A 17,791-nucleotide genomic window follows, 5' to 3' on the forward strand; every position below is an offset into this window, starting at 1 on the left:
TTAATTTTATTAAATAATTAAAAAAAAATCTTATGAAAAAACTTTCTTTTTTATTAATTTCATTATTATTTAGTACATTTTTGTTTAATATGAATTGTAGTAGTGATAATGATAATGAATATGAAGAAGATAATTTTATAATAAATCTTTCACCGGAAAAGATATCGGCAGAAACTACTACTTCTGAACTTAAAATAACGACTACAAGAAAATGGACTATATCTATTGAAGATAAAAACAAATCCTGGGTTTCTTTTTCATCTAACGAAGGAGTATCCTCTTCTACTGTTTCAATAATAATAGAACCCAATAAAAATGAAAAAACACGTATAGTTGATATATCTGTTTCTAACGGATTAGAAATTAAGACTGTAAGATTAATACAAGAAGGATTTAAAGAAGGTGTACCACTTGGTAAATTAGGTTGGTTAGAATTACCTAAACAAAAAAATATGCAAAACACACTTTTTATTTCGCATAAATTACCAGATAATCCTTCGCAGAGAAATTACTCTATGTTATATGATACGCAAAATAAAATCGCCTATTGGGTAGCTTACCCACTACACAAGTATTATATAGGTAAATCCGGTAGGACTGATGCTTGGAATTTTGATCCACAAATTCTTCAAGAGAAACAATCTTCTTTATTTAAAGGAATTCCTGGATTTGATAGAGGACACCAAATACCTAGCGCAGATAGAACCAACTCTAAAAACAATAATAAAACTACTTTTTATTTTTCTAATATGACTCCGCAAAATAGCATATTAAATCAAAATTTATGGGCTAATTTAGAAAAAAAAGTTAGAACCTGGTCTTATCAATGTGATACATTATATGTGGTTACCGGTGCTATAATTACAACAGCTACAGATCCTACTATTAATTATGCATATGATAACAATAAAAATAAAATTGCAGTACCTAAATATTATTACAAAGCATTATTAAAAAGAAATAAGAATTCTTTTTATTCTATAGCTTATAAGATGAACAATGAAAAACCGGTAACAAATACAAATATTGATTTATATAAAATGACAGTAAGTGAATTGGAAAAAGAAACAGGGTTTACTTTTTTTCCAAAAATTTCCGAAGCTATAAAAAATGAAATAAATCCTTCTCAATGGAAGTAAAATAATAAAAAGGGACTGATTAAAACAGTCCCTTTTTTATTTATACTTTCAAATATTTAAAATCCTGGTTGTTTTTAATTGATTTTAAACTATGATAAATCATCTTTATCGTATTTTCTACATCTTTTATGTGAACCATTTCTACTGTTGTATGCATATATTTTAAGGGTAATGAAATAAGAGCAGAAGGTACACCACCGTTTGAATAGGCAAAAGCATCTGTATCTGTACCTGTTACCCGACTTGAAGCATGTCTTTGAAACGGAATTTTATTTTCTTCAGAAGCATTTATAATGAGTTCTCTTAAATTGTTTTGAACTGCCGGAGCATAAGTAATCACCGGCCCTTTACCGCATTTTATTTCCCCATGTTTTTTCATATCGATCATAGGAGTTGTAGTATCATGGGTAACATCTGTAACTATAGCTACATCTGGTTTTATAGTATCAGTAATCATTTCTGCCCCTCTTAGTCCTACTTCCTCTTGTACAGAATTAGTTATATATAATCCAAAATCAAATGTATCATTATTTTCTTTTAAGAGACGGGCTACTTCTGCAATCATAAATCCTCCAATACGATTATCTAAAGCCCTACATACAAAATAGGTGTCATTCAATATAAAAAACTCATCCGGATAAGTAATTATACAACCTACATGAATCCCTAATTTTTCTACCTCTTCTTTAGATTGTGCTCCACAATCAACCCAAATAGTTTCGACTTTAGGAGCTTCTTCAGCTCCCGTATAATTTCTCGTATGAATTGCCGGCCAACCGAATACTCCACTAACCACTCCTTTTTTTGTATGTATATGAACTTTTTTAGAGGGGGCAATCATATGATCCGAACCTCCATTTCTTATTACATATAATAAACCATCCTCGGTTATATAATTTACAAACCATGAAATTTCATCTGCATGTGCTTCAATAACTACTTTGTATTTAGCAGAAGGATTTATAATAGCATAAGCTGTTCCATAGTTATCAATATGTATTTTATCAACAAAGGAATTAATATAATCTATCCAAACTTTTTGCCCATTAATTTCTGCACCTGTAGGAGAAGGAGTATTTAAATACTTTTCTAAAAATTTCATAGAGCTTTTATTAATACTAGGTTTCATTTTAAGAATTGCAATAATTTATACAAATATAAAAATTTTAGGAATAGTTTTTGATATTTTAGGATAAATGAAAACTAAGAAAATCTATATATTGCTGTCATTTTTTATATTTTATTATTATAGCGCTCAAGAACCTGAGAATGATAATAAAAATATGAAAAATACATTTTTTAATTCTGATTCTATTATTAGAAATGAAGCAGATTTTGTTATAAATGATGAAGATAGTATTATTGTTGACCTGAAACATGTAAATATATATGGTCTTCCTAAATTTAATAATGATTTAGATAAGTATCAATACTTTTGGCTGAAAACTAAAGTTTATAGATTATATCCCTATTTATTAATTGCTGTAAAGCAATATAATAACATTCATGATTCATTAGAGATAAATAAAAACGATAGTCACTTTAAAAAGTATATTCAAAACAGGCAAAAACAACTTTCTGCCGAATACGAAAAAAAACTAAAAGCACTTACTAAAACAGAAGGAAAGATTTTTTCAAAGTTAATGTATAGAGCTACGGGGAAAACCGTATTTGATATTATAAAAGAATTAAGAAGCGGCTGGTCTGCTTTTTGGTGGAATACTAAAGCCAAAGCTTTTGATATAGATTTAAAAGAACCTTATGATCCTTATAATATAAGAGATGATTCTTACGTAGAAAATATTCTCATGCAGGCATATGAATTTGGAGATTTACAACCTATTCCCAGATTTGATGCTAACAATAATTAATTTTAGAATGTAAAATATTATTGTTCCAACTCTCAAATTTTACGATTTTAAATAAATTGTCAAATTATCATTATTTTCCTTTACTCATTAATAATGGGAAAAGTATTATCTTTGTAACCTTATAAAATATGTATGAATTCATTAAAAAAGGTACTTAAACAATTCGCTTATCCTTATAAAAAAGAATTTTTCTTAGGAATTTTTTTCAATGTTTTATATTCCTTATTTTCTATTGTTTCGGTGTTATCTATCATGCCTATTTTAGATATGCTGTTAGGAGGAAGTGTAAAACAACAAGAAACCCTAAAACATGTACAAGAAAAAGCTTCAGAGGGTTTTTTTTCAGAAATAAAATATAAATTTTATCTTTTTTTACAAGAAAATATAATAGATATAGGTGCTAAAAAATTCTTAGCTTATCTATGCTTCACTGTTATTATTCTTTTTTTATTACGAAATATTTTTAGGTATTTAGCCCAGTATTTTATAGTATTATTGAGAAGTGGGGTTTCTAAAGACCTTCGTTTGGCTATGTATAATAAAATCATCTCTCTCCCTGTATCTTATTTTACTGAAAGAAAAAAAGGAGATATTATGATAAGATTATCCGGAGATGTAGGTGAAGTAGAAGGAAATCTATTAAACGCTATTTTAGAACTTTGGCGTACTCCATTCTCAATTATTTTTACATTAGTATCTTTACTTTTAATAAGTCCATCTTTAACTTTAATAGCATTGGTAGTTCTCCCGTTTATGGCTTGGATTATATCTTCTATAGGAAAAAGTCTTAAGAAAGATGCACGCAGAGGACTTATTGAGTCTGGAAACGTATTATCTATAATTGATGAAACTTTAAATGGAGCAAAAGTAATTAAAATATTTAATGCGGAAGAAACCATGAAAAACAGGTTTATTACCAGTGTTTTATATTTACGGAAATTATCTATTAATATGATGAAAAAATATGAGTTAGCCTCGCCTTCTTCTGAATTTTTGGGCTCAGTGGCCATGATTTTTATTACTTGGTATGGAGGTTCACTCATTTTAGATGGAAAAGGTTTAGATCTTTCATCTTTTTTAATTTACATAGCTTTGTTTTTTCAATTACTTGAACCTGCTAAAACGTTATCTACATCATTAACCAATTTGCATAAAGGAACTGCTTCTACAGATAGAATTATAGAAACCTTAGAAAGTAATATTCAAATTTATGAATCAGAAAATGCTTTAGTTTTAAATGAATTGAAAATAGGTTTTCAATTTAAAAATATAGATTTTCAGTATGAAGAAGGACATCCCATATTACAAAATGTAACTATTAATATACCTAAAGGCAAAACTATAGCTATTGTAGGTCAAAGCGGTAGTGGGAAAACTACCCTAGCTAATTTGCTTGCACGTTTTTATGATATTGATGGAGGAGAAATTTTAGTGGATGGACATGATCTTAGAGACTTAAATATTAAAAGCTATAGAAAATTATTAGGAATGGTTACGCAGGAATCTATTTTATTTAATGACACGGTAGCTAATAATATAAAATTAAGTAACCCTAATGCTTCTATGGATGAAATTGTAAACGCTGCAAAAGTAGCAAATGCATTAGAGTTTATAGAACAGCTTCCTGAAGGTTTTAATACAATTATTGGAGAAGGAGGAGGAAAACTTTCCGGAGGGCAAAAACAGAGAATAGCTATTGCTAGGGCTATTTTAAAAAATCCTCCTGTAATGATTTTAGATGAAGCTACTTCAGCTCTGGACACTCAAAGTGAAAGATTAGTACAAGAAGCTTTAGATAACTTAATGTCTAACCGGACTTCTTTAGTAATTGCACACAGATTATCAACAATTGTTAATGCAGATATGATTATTGTAATGGATAAGGGTAAAGTTATAGAACAAGGAAACCATACAGAATTGATTGAAAAAAACGGGATGTACAAAAAATTAATTGATATGCAAAAGTTTGCTTAAAGTATATATATTTAATTTAAAAAAGGATCTTCCAAAATTGAAAGATCCTTTTTTAAATTAAAGAGAAAAAAACAAACTATTTTTTCTTTTTATAAAAATCGTTTTTCTTTTTATCATGAAACTGATTTTTCATTTCTTCTAGCTTTTGTTTTTGATCATCGTTTAAAACCTTTTCCACTTCGGTTCTTTTCTTTTCCTTTAATTGATGTTTTTGCTCTTTAATCGCCTCAGCTTGTTTTCGTAAAGATTCTTCTTGAGCTTTATATTTATCATCAATTGCATTAATTTGTTTAATTTGGTTTTCATTAAGATTAAGTTCTTTGACCATCTTATCTTTCATACATTTTGTCTTTTCTTTATTTTCTTTAAATGATTCATTTTTTGATGAGTCAGAAAGTAAAGAATCTTTATTTTTATCTTGTGAAAAAGCTAAACCGGAACATAAAACTAATACGCTTATAATTAATACTTTTTTCATATTTTCTCTCTTTTATTATTTGACAGAGTAATTATAAAAAAGTTTAAAAAATAAAAAAAATTTTCTAAAACTAAGGAATTTCGTATAGTATATCTATCACATTTTTTTGTTTAGACATAGCCCCGGGATTTATCCCTAATTCACCCTCAGGAATAGGAATGTTTAATTTACGAAAGTGTTCAATCCAATTTTGGAAATATTTATTTGTCCCTTTTCTTTTAAATGTCATAGTATTTAATTCAAATACAGGTGTATTATGATTTGCTTTTAAAAAAATATTATAAATCAGTTCTGAACAATAATATTTATTATTACAGATATCAAAGGCATCGTCATATTCATAACCCACTAACTTTTTTGCTTCTTCTATTGCAGGTAATATTAATGGATGATATTTTTCTTTAACTCTCCCTAAAACTGATGTAGGCTTACATTTTCCGCCATCAGGAATTAAAAATTTTTTCAAAGGAGTAATACATACTTTCGGATGAGTTGCTTCTATTACATATATACTATCATTATCGGGATTAATCCAAACAATGCCTACATGAGTGAAATTATAACCTTTTGCGCTATAAGTAACTTCTTTAACAGCATTTCCAAATTCTCCTGAACAGGATTCTTGAAAGATTAAATCTCCATTTTTTATTTTGGGGTCTTCCTTAGAAACTGATAATGGATTAATTAGAGACAAAAGAAAAATAAAAAATACTGACATAGTAATAAATGTTAATCTTTAATATATTTAAAGTAATTATTTAAGTTAATTAAATAAATTATTGTAAATCAAATTTTTTTGATATTAATAATAATCCTAAAAATGTAATTCCGCTGTTAATTATAATCAATTCTAAGCCTATACCATAACCTAATTTTAAAACTAAAATTCTAAATAAATAACTTAATATAGGAGCGATAATACAAATTATAAAAATCTTACCATTTTGAGGGAGAATTCTCTTGGTAAAAATGCCAAAAGAAAATAGTCCCAAAAGAGGTCCATAAGTAAATCCAGCCAGATCCATTATGGTATAGACAATCGAATCATTATTTATTTTTTTAAAAATTAAAATTAAAACTAAAAAAATAAAAGTAAATGTTAAATGTATTTTAACTCTTAAAGACTTTTTTTGTTTTTCAGTTAAATTGTTTTTTTGAGGCAGTCCTAAAATATCTACACAAAAAGAAGATGTTAATGAAGTAAGAGCCCCATCAGCAGAAGGAAATAAAGCTGAAACCAAACCTATAATAAAAATAATAGCCAAATACTGTGGGAAATAACCAGCTAAAGATAAAGTAGGGAATAAATTATCTCCCATGATATTTTGTATTTTTCCCGAAGTATCTTTAAATCCAAATATATTTTGTGTTATTTGACTGTGATTTATCATATGAGACACAGATTGATATTCGGCACCATGATTTATTGCATATAAATACAAAAGTCCACCCATAAATAAAAATAACAAATTAACCAGAATTAAAATTGTCGCAAAAGTCAGCATATTTTTTTTACTATCTTTAAGATTTTTAACCGAAATATTTTTTTGCATCATTTCTTGATCTAATCCGGTCATAGCAATAGTAATAAACATTCCACCCAAGATATGTTTCAAAAAGAAAGTTTTTGAGTGTGGGTCACAATTAAAGATATGTAAATACCCATTTATATTTAAAGTATCAATGGATTCTCTTATATTTAAATTTAAATTTTTCATGATGAATAAGATGCAAGCTATCATACTAATAAGCATAAATGAGGTTTGCAACGTATCTGTAAATACTATAGTTTTTACTCCACCTTCAAAAGTATATAGCAAAATCATCAGTAGTATAACTAGGGTTGTTAACCAGAAAGGAACACCTAACTTATTTAATAGAAATATATCCAATACATTAATAACAAGATATAATCTTGCTGTGGCTCCGATTGCTCTGGAAATTATAAAAAATGTAGAACCTGTTTTATGAGCTTCAGTATTAAATCTTTTATTTAAATAGGTATAAATAGAAGTTAAATTCATTTTATAATACAGAGGAAGTAATAAAAAAGCTATAATAAAATAGCCAATAAAATTTCCAATTATAAACTGAAAATATTCAAATCCTCCAAAAAGATAAGAACCACCTGTAGCTCCAACAGTTCCCGGGACAGAGATAAATGTTACACCACTTAGACTTGTGCCTATCATTCCAAAAGCAACTAACCACCATTTACTTTTTCTGTTGCCTATAAAAAAAGATTGATTATCAGAGTTTTTAGATGTGTAAAATGCTACTCCTAAAAGAATAAAAAAATAGATAAAAATAATACTTAATAGAACAGTAATATTCATACAGAAAATAAATTTGTTCAAATGTAATAAAAATAGAAGCTTATAAATGTCTTAATCTACCTTTGTTAATAATTTTTTATCCATATAAAATATTTAAATCGTATTTTTACAACTTGAAATTTTAGGTATTAATGGGAAAAATTATTGCAATTGCTAATCAAAAAGGGGGAGTAGGAAAAACTACTACAGCAGTAAACTTAGCTGCAGCCATTGGTGTATTAGAGAAAAAGGTATTAATAATTGATGCAGATCCTCAAGCCAATGCAAGTTCTGGTTTAGGGGTTGACATAGAAAATATTGAAGCCGGTACTTATGAGGTTTTAGAACATAGTAAAATAGCTAAAGAGACCATTCAACCTACTACGTCCCCTAACGTAAGCCTTATTCCTGCACATATTGATTTGGTAGCTGCTGAAATTGAATTAGTAGATAAAGATGAAAGAGAACAAATGCTAAAAAAAGCATTGGCAGAAATTAAAGATGAGTATGATTTTATTATTATAGACTGTGCTCCTTCTTTAGGTTTAATTACTTTAAATGCACTTACAGCTGCCGATTCAGTTATTATCCCTATCCAATGCGAATATTTTGCTCTTGAAGGTTTAGGTAAATTACTTAATACTATACAAAGTGTACAAAAACTCCATAATCCTAATTTATCCATTGAAGGGTTATTGCTTACTATGTATGATTCAAGATTAAGGTTATCTAACCAGGTGGTAGAAGAGGTGCGGACTCATTTTCCGGATATGGTTTTTGATACTTTGATACAAAGAAACATCAGGTTAAGCGAAGCTCCAAGCTTTGGAGAGTCTATTTTAAAATATGATGCAGAAAGTAAAGGAGCAATAAATTATATTTTATTAGCGGAAGAAGTATTAAAAAAGAATAAAGTATCAGTTAAATAAATTATGGCTTTAGATAAAAAACGAGCAATGGGAAGAGGACTTTCAGCAATATTAAGTGAAAGTTCCAAAAATATTAATTCTGCCCAAGAAAAAGGAGCAGAAGAATTGGTAGGAAATATTATTGAAATCTCTTTAGATGATATTATTACTAATCCCAATCAGCCCAGAACAAATTTTGATTCAAAAGCTCTTGAAGAACTTTCTGTTTCAATTAAGCAGTTAGGGTTAATACAACCCATAACTGTAAGAAAAAACGGTGAAAAATATGACCTCATTTCTGGAGAAAGAAGATTTAGAGCTTCTAAACTTGCAGGATTAAAAAAATTGCCTGCTTTTGTACGGTTAGCTAATGATCAGGAATTATTGGAAATGGCTCTGGTTGAAAATATTCAAAGAAGAGATTTAGACCCTATTGAGATTGCTTTATCTTTTGAAAAATTAATTGAAGAAATTCATATAACTCAAGAAAATTTAAGTAATAGAGTAGGAAAAGACCGTAGTACTATTACTAACTATCTACGATTATTAAAACTATCTCCCATTATTCAAACTGGTATTCGAGATAATATAATTACTATGGGGCACGGGAGAGCACTTATTTCTTTAGAAGATTCCCAACAACAATTAGCAATTTACGAAAAAATTATAAAAGAAAAATTATCTGTAAGACAAACAGAAGAAATTATTCGTACTATTAAAAATCCAAAAGAAAAAAAGGAAAAAAAAGAAAGAGAACTTCCTAACTATATAAAAAAAGGATTAAAAAGTTTTGAAGATTATTTTGAAACAGCAGTAGAAATTAAAACAAATGGTAAGGGAAAAGGAAAAATAATTCTTAATTTTGAATCCTCGGAAGAGTTTGAAAGAATTCAGAAATTATTAGAATGATAAAAAAATTAGTACTCATTATCTTCACAATCTTTATCAATTATTCTCTTTCTGCCCAAAACAGTAAAACAGATAGTACATTAAGTGCTTATAATGAATTGGTTATGGTTAATAACAGGAAAATTGATACTATTTCAAAAAACTATTTACGAAGTCCATTAAAAGCATCGCTTTACTCTGCTATATTACCCGGTCTGGGTCAATTATACAACAGAAAATACATAAAAGCCCCTATTGTTTTAGCTGTCATAGGTACAGGTATTGGATTTATAAAATATTATGATAATAGATATAATCGTTATCATAAGGCTTATTTAGCAGAATTAAGTGGACAACCTCATGAATTTTCAGGAATTTCAGGTATGACCCCTAAAGTTTTAGCAAATGCCGAAGATTCTGAAAGGCGTAATAGAGACTATGCTATTGTGCTAACCGCACTAGCTTATCTTTTAAACATTGTCGACGCAACAGTAGATGCACATTTATCTATATTTGACAAGGATAAAGACTTAGCTGTTAAACCTGTTATTATAGAAGACCTTAATTCTGTAGTATCCAATCAAAAATTAGGTCTCTCATTCAGTTTAACATTTTAAAATAAAAAAATAAAAATATCTATCATGAAAATAGCATTAGTAGGTTATGGGAAAATGGGGAAGGAGATTGAAGGAATAGCTATCTCTCAAGGACATAATATTGTAGCTAAATTAGAAGAAAAGCCCACCAAAGAAAATATTAAAGATGCAGAAGTTGCCATTGAATTTTCAACCCCAAATTCAGCATATGAAAATGTTAAAGCATGTATTGAAATTGGCATTCCTGTGGTTTGTGGTACCACAGCCTGGCTAGATAAGTTAGAAGACATAAAAAAATTATGTAAAAAAGAAAATGGTGCTTTTATTTATGCATCAAATTATAGTTTAGGGGTAAACTTATTTTTTGAAATAAATAAAAGAGTTGCTGAAATTATGCAAAAATATCCTGAATATTTAATCCATATGGAAGAAATACATCATACTGAAAAAAAAGATGCTCCTAGTGGTACGGCAATTACTTTAGCAGAAGAAATAATTCCTATTTATAAATTTGATGGTTGGAAATTATCATATAAAACAGAAAATAACAAGTTAGGAATAGAAGCAAAACGAGTTCCCAATGTTCCCGGAACCCATAAAGTTTCTTATGACTCGGATGTAGATAAAATAGAAATAAAACATATAGCACATTCTCGTAAAGGATTTGCCTCTGGTGCATTAATAGCTGCGCAGTGGTTAATTGGTAAAAAAGGGGTGTTCACGATGAAAGATGTATTAGGTTTTAAATAAATTATGTAACAATCAAGATATTATTATTACCTATTAAAATAATTAAAGAAAGAACTTCAAATGCATATATTACAATATTATTTACTGTTTGCAATAGTTTCAAATATATTATATTTTATTACCACTTGGAAATTATTTAGAAAAGCAGGAAGAAAACCTTGGGAATCTTTAATTCCTTTTTATAATATCTTAATTACATTAAAAATAATCCACAGACCTTGGTGGTGGATACTTATTATATTTATTCCTATCGTTGGTCCGATAATGGGAATAATAATATTGGTAGATTTTATTCGTCATTTTAATCATAGATCTTTGATCGATGCACTATTAGTCATATTTCTTTCATTTATATTTTTAGCATACCTAAACTATTCACCTCAAACACAGTATACAGGAAAACAAGAAAGAAAAGAAACTTTTATATCAGCTATTTTATTTGCTGTAATATTTGCCACAATTATTCATTCTTTTATTTTACAACCTTTTACTATTCCTACAGCATCTATGGAGAGAACTTTATTGGTAGGAGATTTTCTATTTGTAAGTAAAATGAATTATGGAATACGTATTCCTATGACACCGGTAGCGTTACCTTTTTTACAAAATAAAATTCCTTTAGGAGACAACCAACAACCTCAAAAACAAATAAATTCGTATGTAGATCAAATTCGATTACCCTATATGAGAATACCAGGATGGACAGAGGTAAAACGCTATGATATTGTTGTATTTAATTATCCTACAGACTCTCTTCACACAGCTATAGATAGAAAAGATCCTTACGTAAAACGATGTGTAGGCTTACCAGGTGATAAAATACAATTAATAAATGATAATCTTTTTATTAATGGAAAACCGGAGTTAATTAAAAAAGACGAAGAACAACAGAGGAATTATTATATATACGCCACTGAAGCAGGAATTAGCTCTAGAAAAATAGAAGAGATTTTAGGATATGCAAACTATCAGGAAATACAAGATGAAACAGGAAAAAAGATATATTTTTTCAGAGGCTTAACAAATACAAATGCAGAAAAGTTAAAAGGATTAGATACTGTTGATTCTATTTCAATAGTTTATCAGAAAAAAGGAGAAGATGGCATTTTTTATAAAGATATCAATAAAACAAAAATAGATACAACTAACTCAATATTTCCTTTACACTCAGGTTGGAATGGATCGCAATACGGACCTTTACTCATACCTAAAAAAGGAGATATTATAACACTTACTAAAAACAACATCGATCAATATAGAAGGATTATAAAAAACTATGAGCACAATGAATTAAAAGAAGAAAATGGTCTTTTTTATATTAATGGAAGAAAAACCAATACCTATACGATTCAACAAAATTATTATTGGATGATGGGGGATAATAGAGATAATTCCTTAGACAGCAGATATTTTGGATATGTACCTGAAGATCACATTATAGGAACACCAATTTTTACATGGCTTAGTATTCAAGGGCTTTTTGAAAATGATCAATTTGGTCATCCAGCAAAATTTAAAATAAGATGGGATCGAATGTTTAAAATTCCTAATACAGATATTCCTTTAGAAAAAAAGACAAATTACTTACCTTATTTTATAATCTTGTTAGGAGGATATTTTGTGTATGATTATTATAGAACAAAGAAAAAGAAGAAAGATGTAAATAAATAAATTAAGAGACTCATGAAAAGAATTGTTTTATCAGCCATAATGTTATGTTGTATAACCTCAGGAATTTTTGCTCAAGATGATTTAATTAACAAAATAAAAGATAATAAATCAGAAAAAACTAACTTTCAATTTACGGTAATTAAGCAATTAGATAACACATCTATAAAAAATCAGGGCTCTTCCGGTACTTGTTGGAGCTATTCAGGAAATTCATTTATAGAATCCGAAGTGTATAAAAAACACAAAAAAGCCATAGATATAGCAGAAATATATACAGCTCGTAAAACCTATGAAGATAAAGCAAAAAAATATATCCTAATGGGGGGCTATGTTAACTATGGAGATGGGGGAGAACTTCATGATGTTATAAATATCTATAAAAAATATGGTATTGTACCTCAAGAAGCCTATACAGGGTTAATAAACGGAGCAGATCGTAATAATTTTAATATGATGCAGGACGAATTAAAATCATATCTGGAAAATATAAATTCGCAAAAAGCTCCAATAGACTTAAATTGGCATATAAAGTTTTCACAAATCTTAGATAAATATTTAGGAGAGGTTCCTAAAACTTTTGTGTATGAAAATAAAACTTACACGCCAGAAACCTTTGCCAAAGAAATAGTAAAATTAGATCCCACAGATTATATAGAGATATCTTCTTATAAAGATTATCCATATTATCAACCGTTTGTTGTTCCTATTCCTGATAATTGGAGTTCAGATTCATCTTATAATATACCAATGGCAGAACTAACCGAAGTAATAGATAATGCTTTAAAAAATGGATATACCGTAGGTTGGGCTACAGATGTCAGCGAACCTTATTTTAGTTGGAAAAACGGAATAGCTTATGTACCCGATCTGGATCTTTATAATTTAACAGCAGAACAAAAAGCCCAATTATTTACAGAACCAAAAGCAGATAAAAAAATTACAGAACAAATGCGTCAAGATGCATTAAATAACTTAACGACTACTGATGATCACGGAATGCATATTGTGGGTTTAGCTAAAGATCAAACTGGAAAAGAATATTATATTGTAAAAAATTCTTGGGGAATATCTAATGATTTTCAAGGATATTTATATGTCACTAAACCCTATGTTCAATATAAAACTACCGCTTTATTAGTCAATAAAAAAGCACTTCCTAAAAATATAAGAAAAAAACTTTCTCTTTAAACTTATTAAATATACTTGTAGTGTATTTATAATTTATATTTAACACTACAAGTATTATCTTTATTATTTTATTTAATATTTTCATTAAAAAAAATTCAATAAAAATTAGTATTTAATATTGAAACCCAATATTATAAATTTATTTTATTTTTGGTATTTACATATTACAATAATACAATTATATAATTTTTTATGATAAATATTTATATTTCATAGAAATTATAAGTTTTATTTATAAATTTGTGTGGTTTTAAAGTATCTGATTTATATTTATAGCTGTTTTTATATATAAATATTTATTAATAATTAATTAACTTATGAACAATTCTGTAAAAATAGGAATAGATATTGGTGGTACAAATGTGCGTGTTGCTTTAGTTGACGAAACAGGAATACTTAAGATTTTAAAAGAACCTTGCAAAGCCGATCAACCTGAAAACGTAGTAATTGATCATATTAAAAGTATGATTAAAGAAATTATTACTCCTGAGGTGGTTGGCATAGGAATAGGAGTACCTTCTGCAGTAGATATTGAGAAAGGAATCGTTTATAATTTAAATAATATACCTTCTTGGAAAGAAGTTCATCTTAAAGAAAAATTAGAAAAAGAATTCTCATTACCCACCTATATAAATAACGATGCCAATTGTTTTGCTCTGGGACATAAATATTATGGAATGGCTAAATCTTACAGTAATAGTGTTTGTATAGCAATGGGAACTGGTTTAGGCGCAGGACTTATTTTAAATAATGAACTATATATGGGGGCTAATACATGTGCGGGAGAAATAGGCTGTGTACCATATTTAGATTCTACATATGAAGGATACTGCAGTAGTCATTATTTTAAACGTTTTCATAAAAATACTACCAGCCTTGAGCTATTTAACAAAGCTCAAAATAATGATAAAGAAGCCTTAAACATTTGGGATGATTTTGGAAAGCATGTAGGAGCTTTACTATCATTTGTATTATTTACCTATGATCCTCAAATAATTATTTTTGGAGGAAGTGTATCCAAATCATTTAAGTTATTTTCTCCGGCAATGAATAGATACTTAAAAAATTTTTTATTTCCTAAAAATATTGAAAAATTAGTTATTCAATTATCTGAAATAAAAAATATAAGCGTTTTAGGAGCTTCTTCATTAGTAAAAAATAAATAATTTATAAGAAAAGAGAATGGATGAACTTTTATAAATATAATAATTTATAAAACTATTTCTTAAGATAATTGCCAAAATTATGAATAAGTAATATCTTAAAAAATAAATCTATATTTATTTATTAGTTAACTAGGTGTAGGATAGGGGAATAAAGTTCATTTTTTCAGTAATCTCATCTAATCATCTTGTTCTTTTAAATCTCCAAGCAATTTTTAATTAAAAAGAAATAATAATAATAATAATATGAACTAATATTATTTTTACTAAATTTATACCAAAAAGATATAATAGCAACATATTATTATTTTAATTATTTATATATTAAATTATTTAATGTAGAAATAAATAAAATGAAATTAATATTATATAAAAATAATCGCATAAAATATGAGAAAAAAACTAAGTTTAATATTCATTTTATTATTTTCTATTTTTTATTCAGCCAAAACGAACCAATCTTTCAAAAAATTATCAGGTAATTTTTTAATTGATCAGTTAAAAAATGAACCCGATAGTACAAAATTAAAACAATCTCAAAATTTACCTCCGGACTCTTTATCTTTAAATTTATCTTCAGAAGACACTGCAAAAAAATCTACGTGTATTAAAAATTTTTTTAAAAAATCAACTTTAGGGGGTACTTTATATTTCTGGGATCGGAATCGGGAACGCAAAAACAGAATTACCCAACAATATGTAAACGACATTATACAAACCACTTTTTTTGCAGAATTAAATTTTAAATCGGCATATATAGCCCAAATGTTTTCTCTCGAATTAGGAGGATATGGTATTTGGCAACCCAATAGCCGAGGAAATAATCACCCCAGTGAAATGGCTTTCAGTAAACATAAATCAAGATGGAGAGAAACCTGGGATGATGATACAGGAGGATTTAGTTTTTATAAAGCCTTGATGGATTTTAAATTTAAAAACTATCTTTGGGCCAAAATAGGTTACTTACAACCTTCGGGGCAAACTTTATTAGCTACTCATTGGAGTATGCTCCCTGGTACATACGAAGGAATTGAAGTGGGTACTGTATTAGATTTTGGTAAATCCGGAATATTATCGGCATCCTATATGTGGACAGACCGTTATAAAACTCCTTGGTATAGAAAATTGGATAAGTTTTATAGAATGGGGCCAGATTCAAAAAGAGTACATTACTTACATTCTTTAGGCTTAAAATATGATATGAAAAATAACTTGGTATTAGAAGCTGCATTTGGACAAAGTGAACATTATTTAAACCAATATTTCAGTAAAATTTCATATAAAATTAATCTTTTTAACTCACCACTTAGTATGAGCTATCAATTCTATGGCTCTCAAAATCAGGGAAATTCCGGAATTAAAGTTTATGACGGACTTGCTTTCTTACAAGGAATAACTTTCAATTATCCCATAGGACCAGTGGGTATAAGATTAGAAGGAACGGCTGTTAAAGCAAACGGTAAACAGGGATATTTCTTACAAAGAATGACTTCTGCTTATGCCTCAACACAAGGCAGATTAGATATTTCTTGGAATTCACGATCAGATTTTAATGCACGTGATGAAAAAGCTATTTTTGCCGAAATCAGTTATCAATTAAAAGATATAGCTGCATTTCTGAAAGGATTTGTAATTGCCACTTCCTATGCTTATGGATGGGATGCAAAACCTAGTAGTGATCCTATATATGATCAAAGTCAGAAAATATGGGAAAGATCATGGAATTTAGATTTTAGTTACTCGGTATCCAAAGGATATTTTAAAGGAACATTATTTCAGTTACATTATACCAGCTATAATAATAATTCTAAACATAAAACTTGGTCAGGAGGATATGCAAATATTTTCCAAGACGAACATGATCTTAAAATTACGGTTACATTTCCATTTAATCTATTAACTCCAAAAAAGTAACTGCATTTGCGAAATTATACAGGGATGTAATGTTTGAATTATTCTATTTAACATAATATAAATTATAGGAAAATAATTCATTTCAAAATTAAGGCAATATTTACACATTTTCATATAAATTTACCATTTGTATATTTTTATGTTTTAATGGCTTTGAGTATTTGTAAACATGATGAAAAATAAATGTTTGAGCGATAGCGAGTTTTTATTTTTCTTGAATTTTTGTTTCTTTTGTTTCAAGACAAAAGAATATTAAAAACTTCTTTACTTTTCTCAATAATTTTTTTCTCTTTTCTATTTAACATAATATTTATCATCCAAATCTTATTTGTAAATCATAAAACTATGCTTAATCTGCAATTATTTTTTATTCATTCAGATAATATAAATAAATTTGTAATGCATCTAATCAAGGGTTTAGATATGTTAAAAAAAAAATATATATTTATTTTAATCTTATTGTTTATTATAAATTTACCTTTATTTTTAATTATTTTTTTATTGAGTATAATACCAGAAAATAAATTATTGAATATAATTATTTATACTGCTATATTTTACTTTTCTTACTTCATTATTTTTTTAATATTAGAAGAAATAAACTACAAATATAATAACAAGATTTTTAGTAAAATATATAGAATAATTAAATATCCAATGGATTTATCATTTAATTTATGGGAGATTTTCGTTCCTATAATAATGGGATTTCAATTTTCCTTATTTCTATATTTTGGCATCTGTAATGTTATACCAACAATTATATCCACTGCTTATTCTATATTATATCACTCAAATATAAATTATGAAATATATATTTATTTATATATAACTATTTTTGTCATAATTTCTATTTTATTTAGAACTAAAATTTTGCACATAATATTTTACTTTCATTTAAGAATAGACTCCAGTACATTTAGTTCAAAAAAAATA

General features: G+C 27.6%; 15 protein-coding genes. 11 read left to right on the forward strand and 4 right to left on the reverse strand.

Annotated features, from left to right (window positions below):
• Positions 1-32 precede the first annotated feature (32 nt).
• Positions 33-1,139, forward strand: coding sequence for a DNA/RNA non-specific endonuclease (locus C4S76_RS05005; protein ID WP_105193270.1), 1,107 nt, complete (start codon positions 33-35; stop codon positions 1,137-1,139).
• 40 nt (positions 1,140-1,179) lie between these two features.
• Here C4S76_RS05005 and C4S76_RS05010 read toward each other — a convergent pair whose 3' ends face one another.
• Entirely contained in the window at positions 1,180-2,268 is a 1,089-nt protein-coding gene (locus tag C4S76_RS05010) for a M42 family metallopeptidase (protein ID WP_105193272.1), read from the reverse strand.
• 154 nt (positions 2,269-2,422) lie between these two features.
• Here C4S76_RS05010 and C4S76_RS05015 point away from each other — a divergent pair, with 154 nt between their 5' ends.
• Positions 2,423-3,010: a DUF4294 domain-containing protein gene (locus tag C4S76_RS05015; RefSeq protein WP_181044063.1), complete on the forward strand. Its 588-nt coding sequence runs from the start codon at positions 2,423-2,425 to the stop codon at positions 3,008-3,010.
• A gap of 132 nt (positions 3,011-3,142) precedes the next feature.
• Positions 3,143-4,984: an ABC transporter ATP-binding protein gene (locus tag C4S76_RS05020; RefSeq protein WP_105193276.1), complete on the forward strand. Its 1,842-nt coding sequence runs from the start codon at positions 3,143-3,145 to the stop codon at positions 4,982-4,984.
• 76 nt (positions 4,985-5,060) lie between these two features.
• On the opposite strand, the gene C4S76_RS05025 is transcribed toward C4S76_RS05020, so the two are convergent.
• From C4S76_RS05025 to C4S76_RS05035, 3 genes are all read right to left on the reverse strand, one after another.
• Positions 5,061-5,462 carry a hypothetical protein gene (locus tag C4S76_RS05025; RefSeq protein WP_105193277.1) on the reverse strand — a complete coding sequence of 134 codons (402 nt, stop codon included), beginning with the start codon at positions 5,460-5,462 and terminating at the stop codon, positions 5,061-5,063.
• Positions 5,463-5,532: 70 nt separating this feature from the next.
• Positions 5,533-6,180 (reverse strand): YiiX/YebB-like N1pC/P60 family cysteine hydrolase, encoded by a 648-nt coding sequence (locus C4S76_RS05030; protein ID WP_105193279.1) that lies wholly within the window; start codon positions 6,178-6,180, stop codon positions 5,533-5,535.
• Between the two features lie 58 nt (positions 6,181-6,238).
• Positions 6,239-7,798 carry a sodium:solute symporter gene (locus tag C4S76_RS05035; protein ID WP_105193281.1) on the reverse strand — a complete coding sequence of 520 codons (1,560 nt, stop codon included), beginning with the start codon at positions 7,796-7,798 and terminating at the stop codon, positions 6,239-6,241.
• 131 nt (positions 7,799-7,929) lie between these two features.
• On the opposite strand from C4S76_RS05035, the gene C4S76_RS05040 reads away from it, so the two are divergent.
• The 8 genes from C4S76_RS05040 to C4S76_RS05075 all read left to right on the forward strand — a co-directional run bounded on the left by C4S76_RS05040 (position 7,930) and on the right by C4S76_RS05075 (position 16,855).
• Positions 7,930-8,706: a ParA family protein gene (locus C4S76_RS05040; protein ID WP_105193283.1), complete on the forward strand. Its 777-nt coding sequence runs from the start codon at positions 7,930-7,932 to the stop codon at positions 8,704-8,706.
• Between the two features lie 3 nt (positions 8,707-8,709).
• Positions 8,710-9,594: a ParB/RepB/Spo0J family partition protein gene (locus C4S76_RS05045; protein WP_105193285.1), complete on the forward strand. Its 885-nt coding sequence runs from the start codon at positions 8,710-8,712 to the stop codon at positions 9,592-9,594.
• A complete protein-coding gene (locus C4S76_RS05050; RefSeq protein ID WP_105193287.1) occupies positions 9,591-10,190 on the forward strand; it encodes a DUF5683 domain-containing protein in 600 nt (199 codons plus the stop codon). Before C4S76_RS05045 ends, C4S76_RS05050 begins: the two co-directional genes overlap by 4 nt.
• Before the next feature lie 24 nt (positions 10,191-10,214).
• Positions 10,215-10,919, forward strand: a complete 705-nt coding sequence (gene dapB / locus C4S76_RS05055; protein ID WP_105193289.1) for a 4-hydroxy-tetrahydrodipicolinate reductase — start codon at positions 10,215-10,217, stop codon at positions 10,917-10,919.
• A gap of 60 nt (positions 10,920-10,979) precedes the next feature.
• On the forward strand, positions 10,980-12,590 hold the full coding sequence (gene lepB / locus C4S76_RS05060; RefSeq protein WP_105193291.1) for a signal peptidase I: 1,611 nt from the start codon (positions 10,980-10,982) through the stop codon (positions 12,588-12,590).
• A 12-nt stretch (positions 12,591-12,602) separates the two neighbouring features.
• Complete coding sequence (locus tag C4S76_RS05065) at positions 12,603-13,778, forward strand: C1 family peptidase (protein WP_245915796.1); 1,176 nt, start codon at positions 12,603-12,605, stop codon at positions 13,776-13,778.
• A 317-nt stretch (positions 13,779-14,095) separates the two neighbouring features.
• Positions 14,096-14,944 (forward strand): ROK family protein, encoded by an 849-nt coding sequence (locus tag C4S76_RS05070; protein WP_105193295.1) that lies wholly within the window; start codon positions 14,096-14,098, stop codon positions 14,942-14,944.
• Between the two features lie 387 nt (positions 14,945-15,331).
• Entirely contained in the window at positions 15,332-16,855 is a 1,524-nt protein-coding gene (locus C4S76_RS05075; RefSeq protein WP_105193297.1) for an OprD family outer membrane porin, read from the forward strand.
• Positions 16,856-17,791 lie beyond the last annotated feature (936 nt).

Origin of the sequence: Apibacter adventoris (assembly GCF_002964965.1) — a bacterium.
GTDB lineage: Bacteria > Bacteroidota > Bacteroidia > Flavobacteriales > Weeksellaceae > Apibacter > Apibacter adventoris.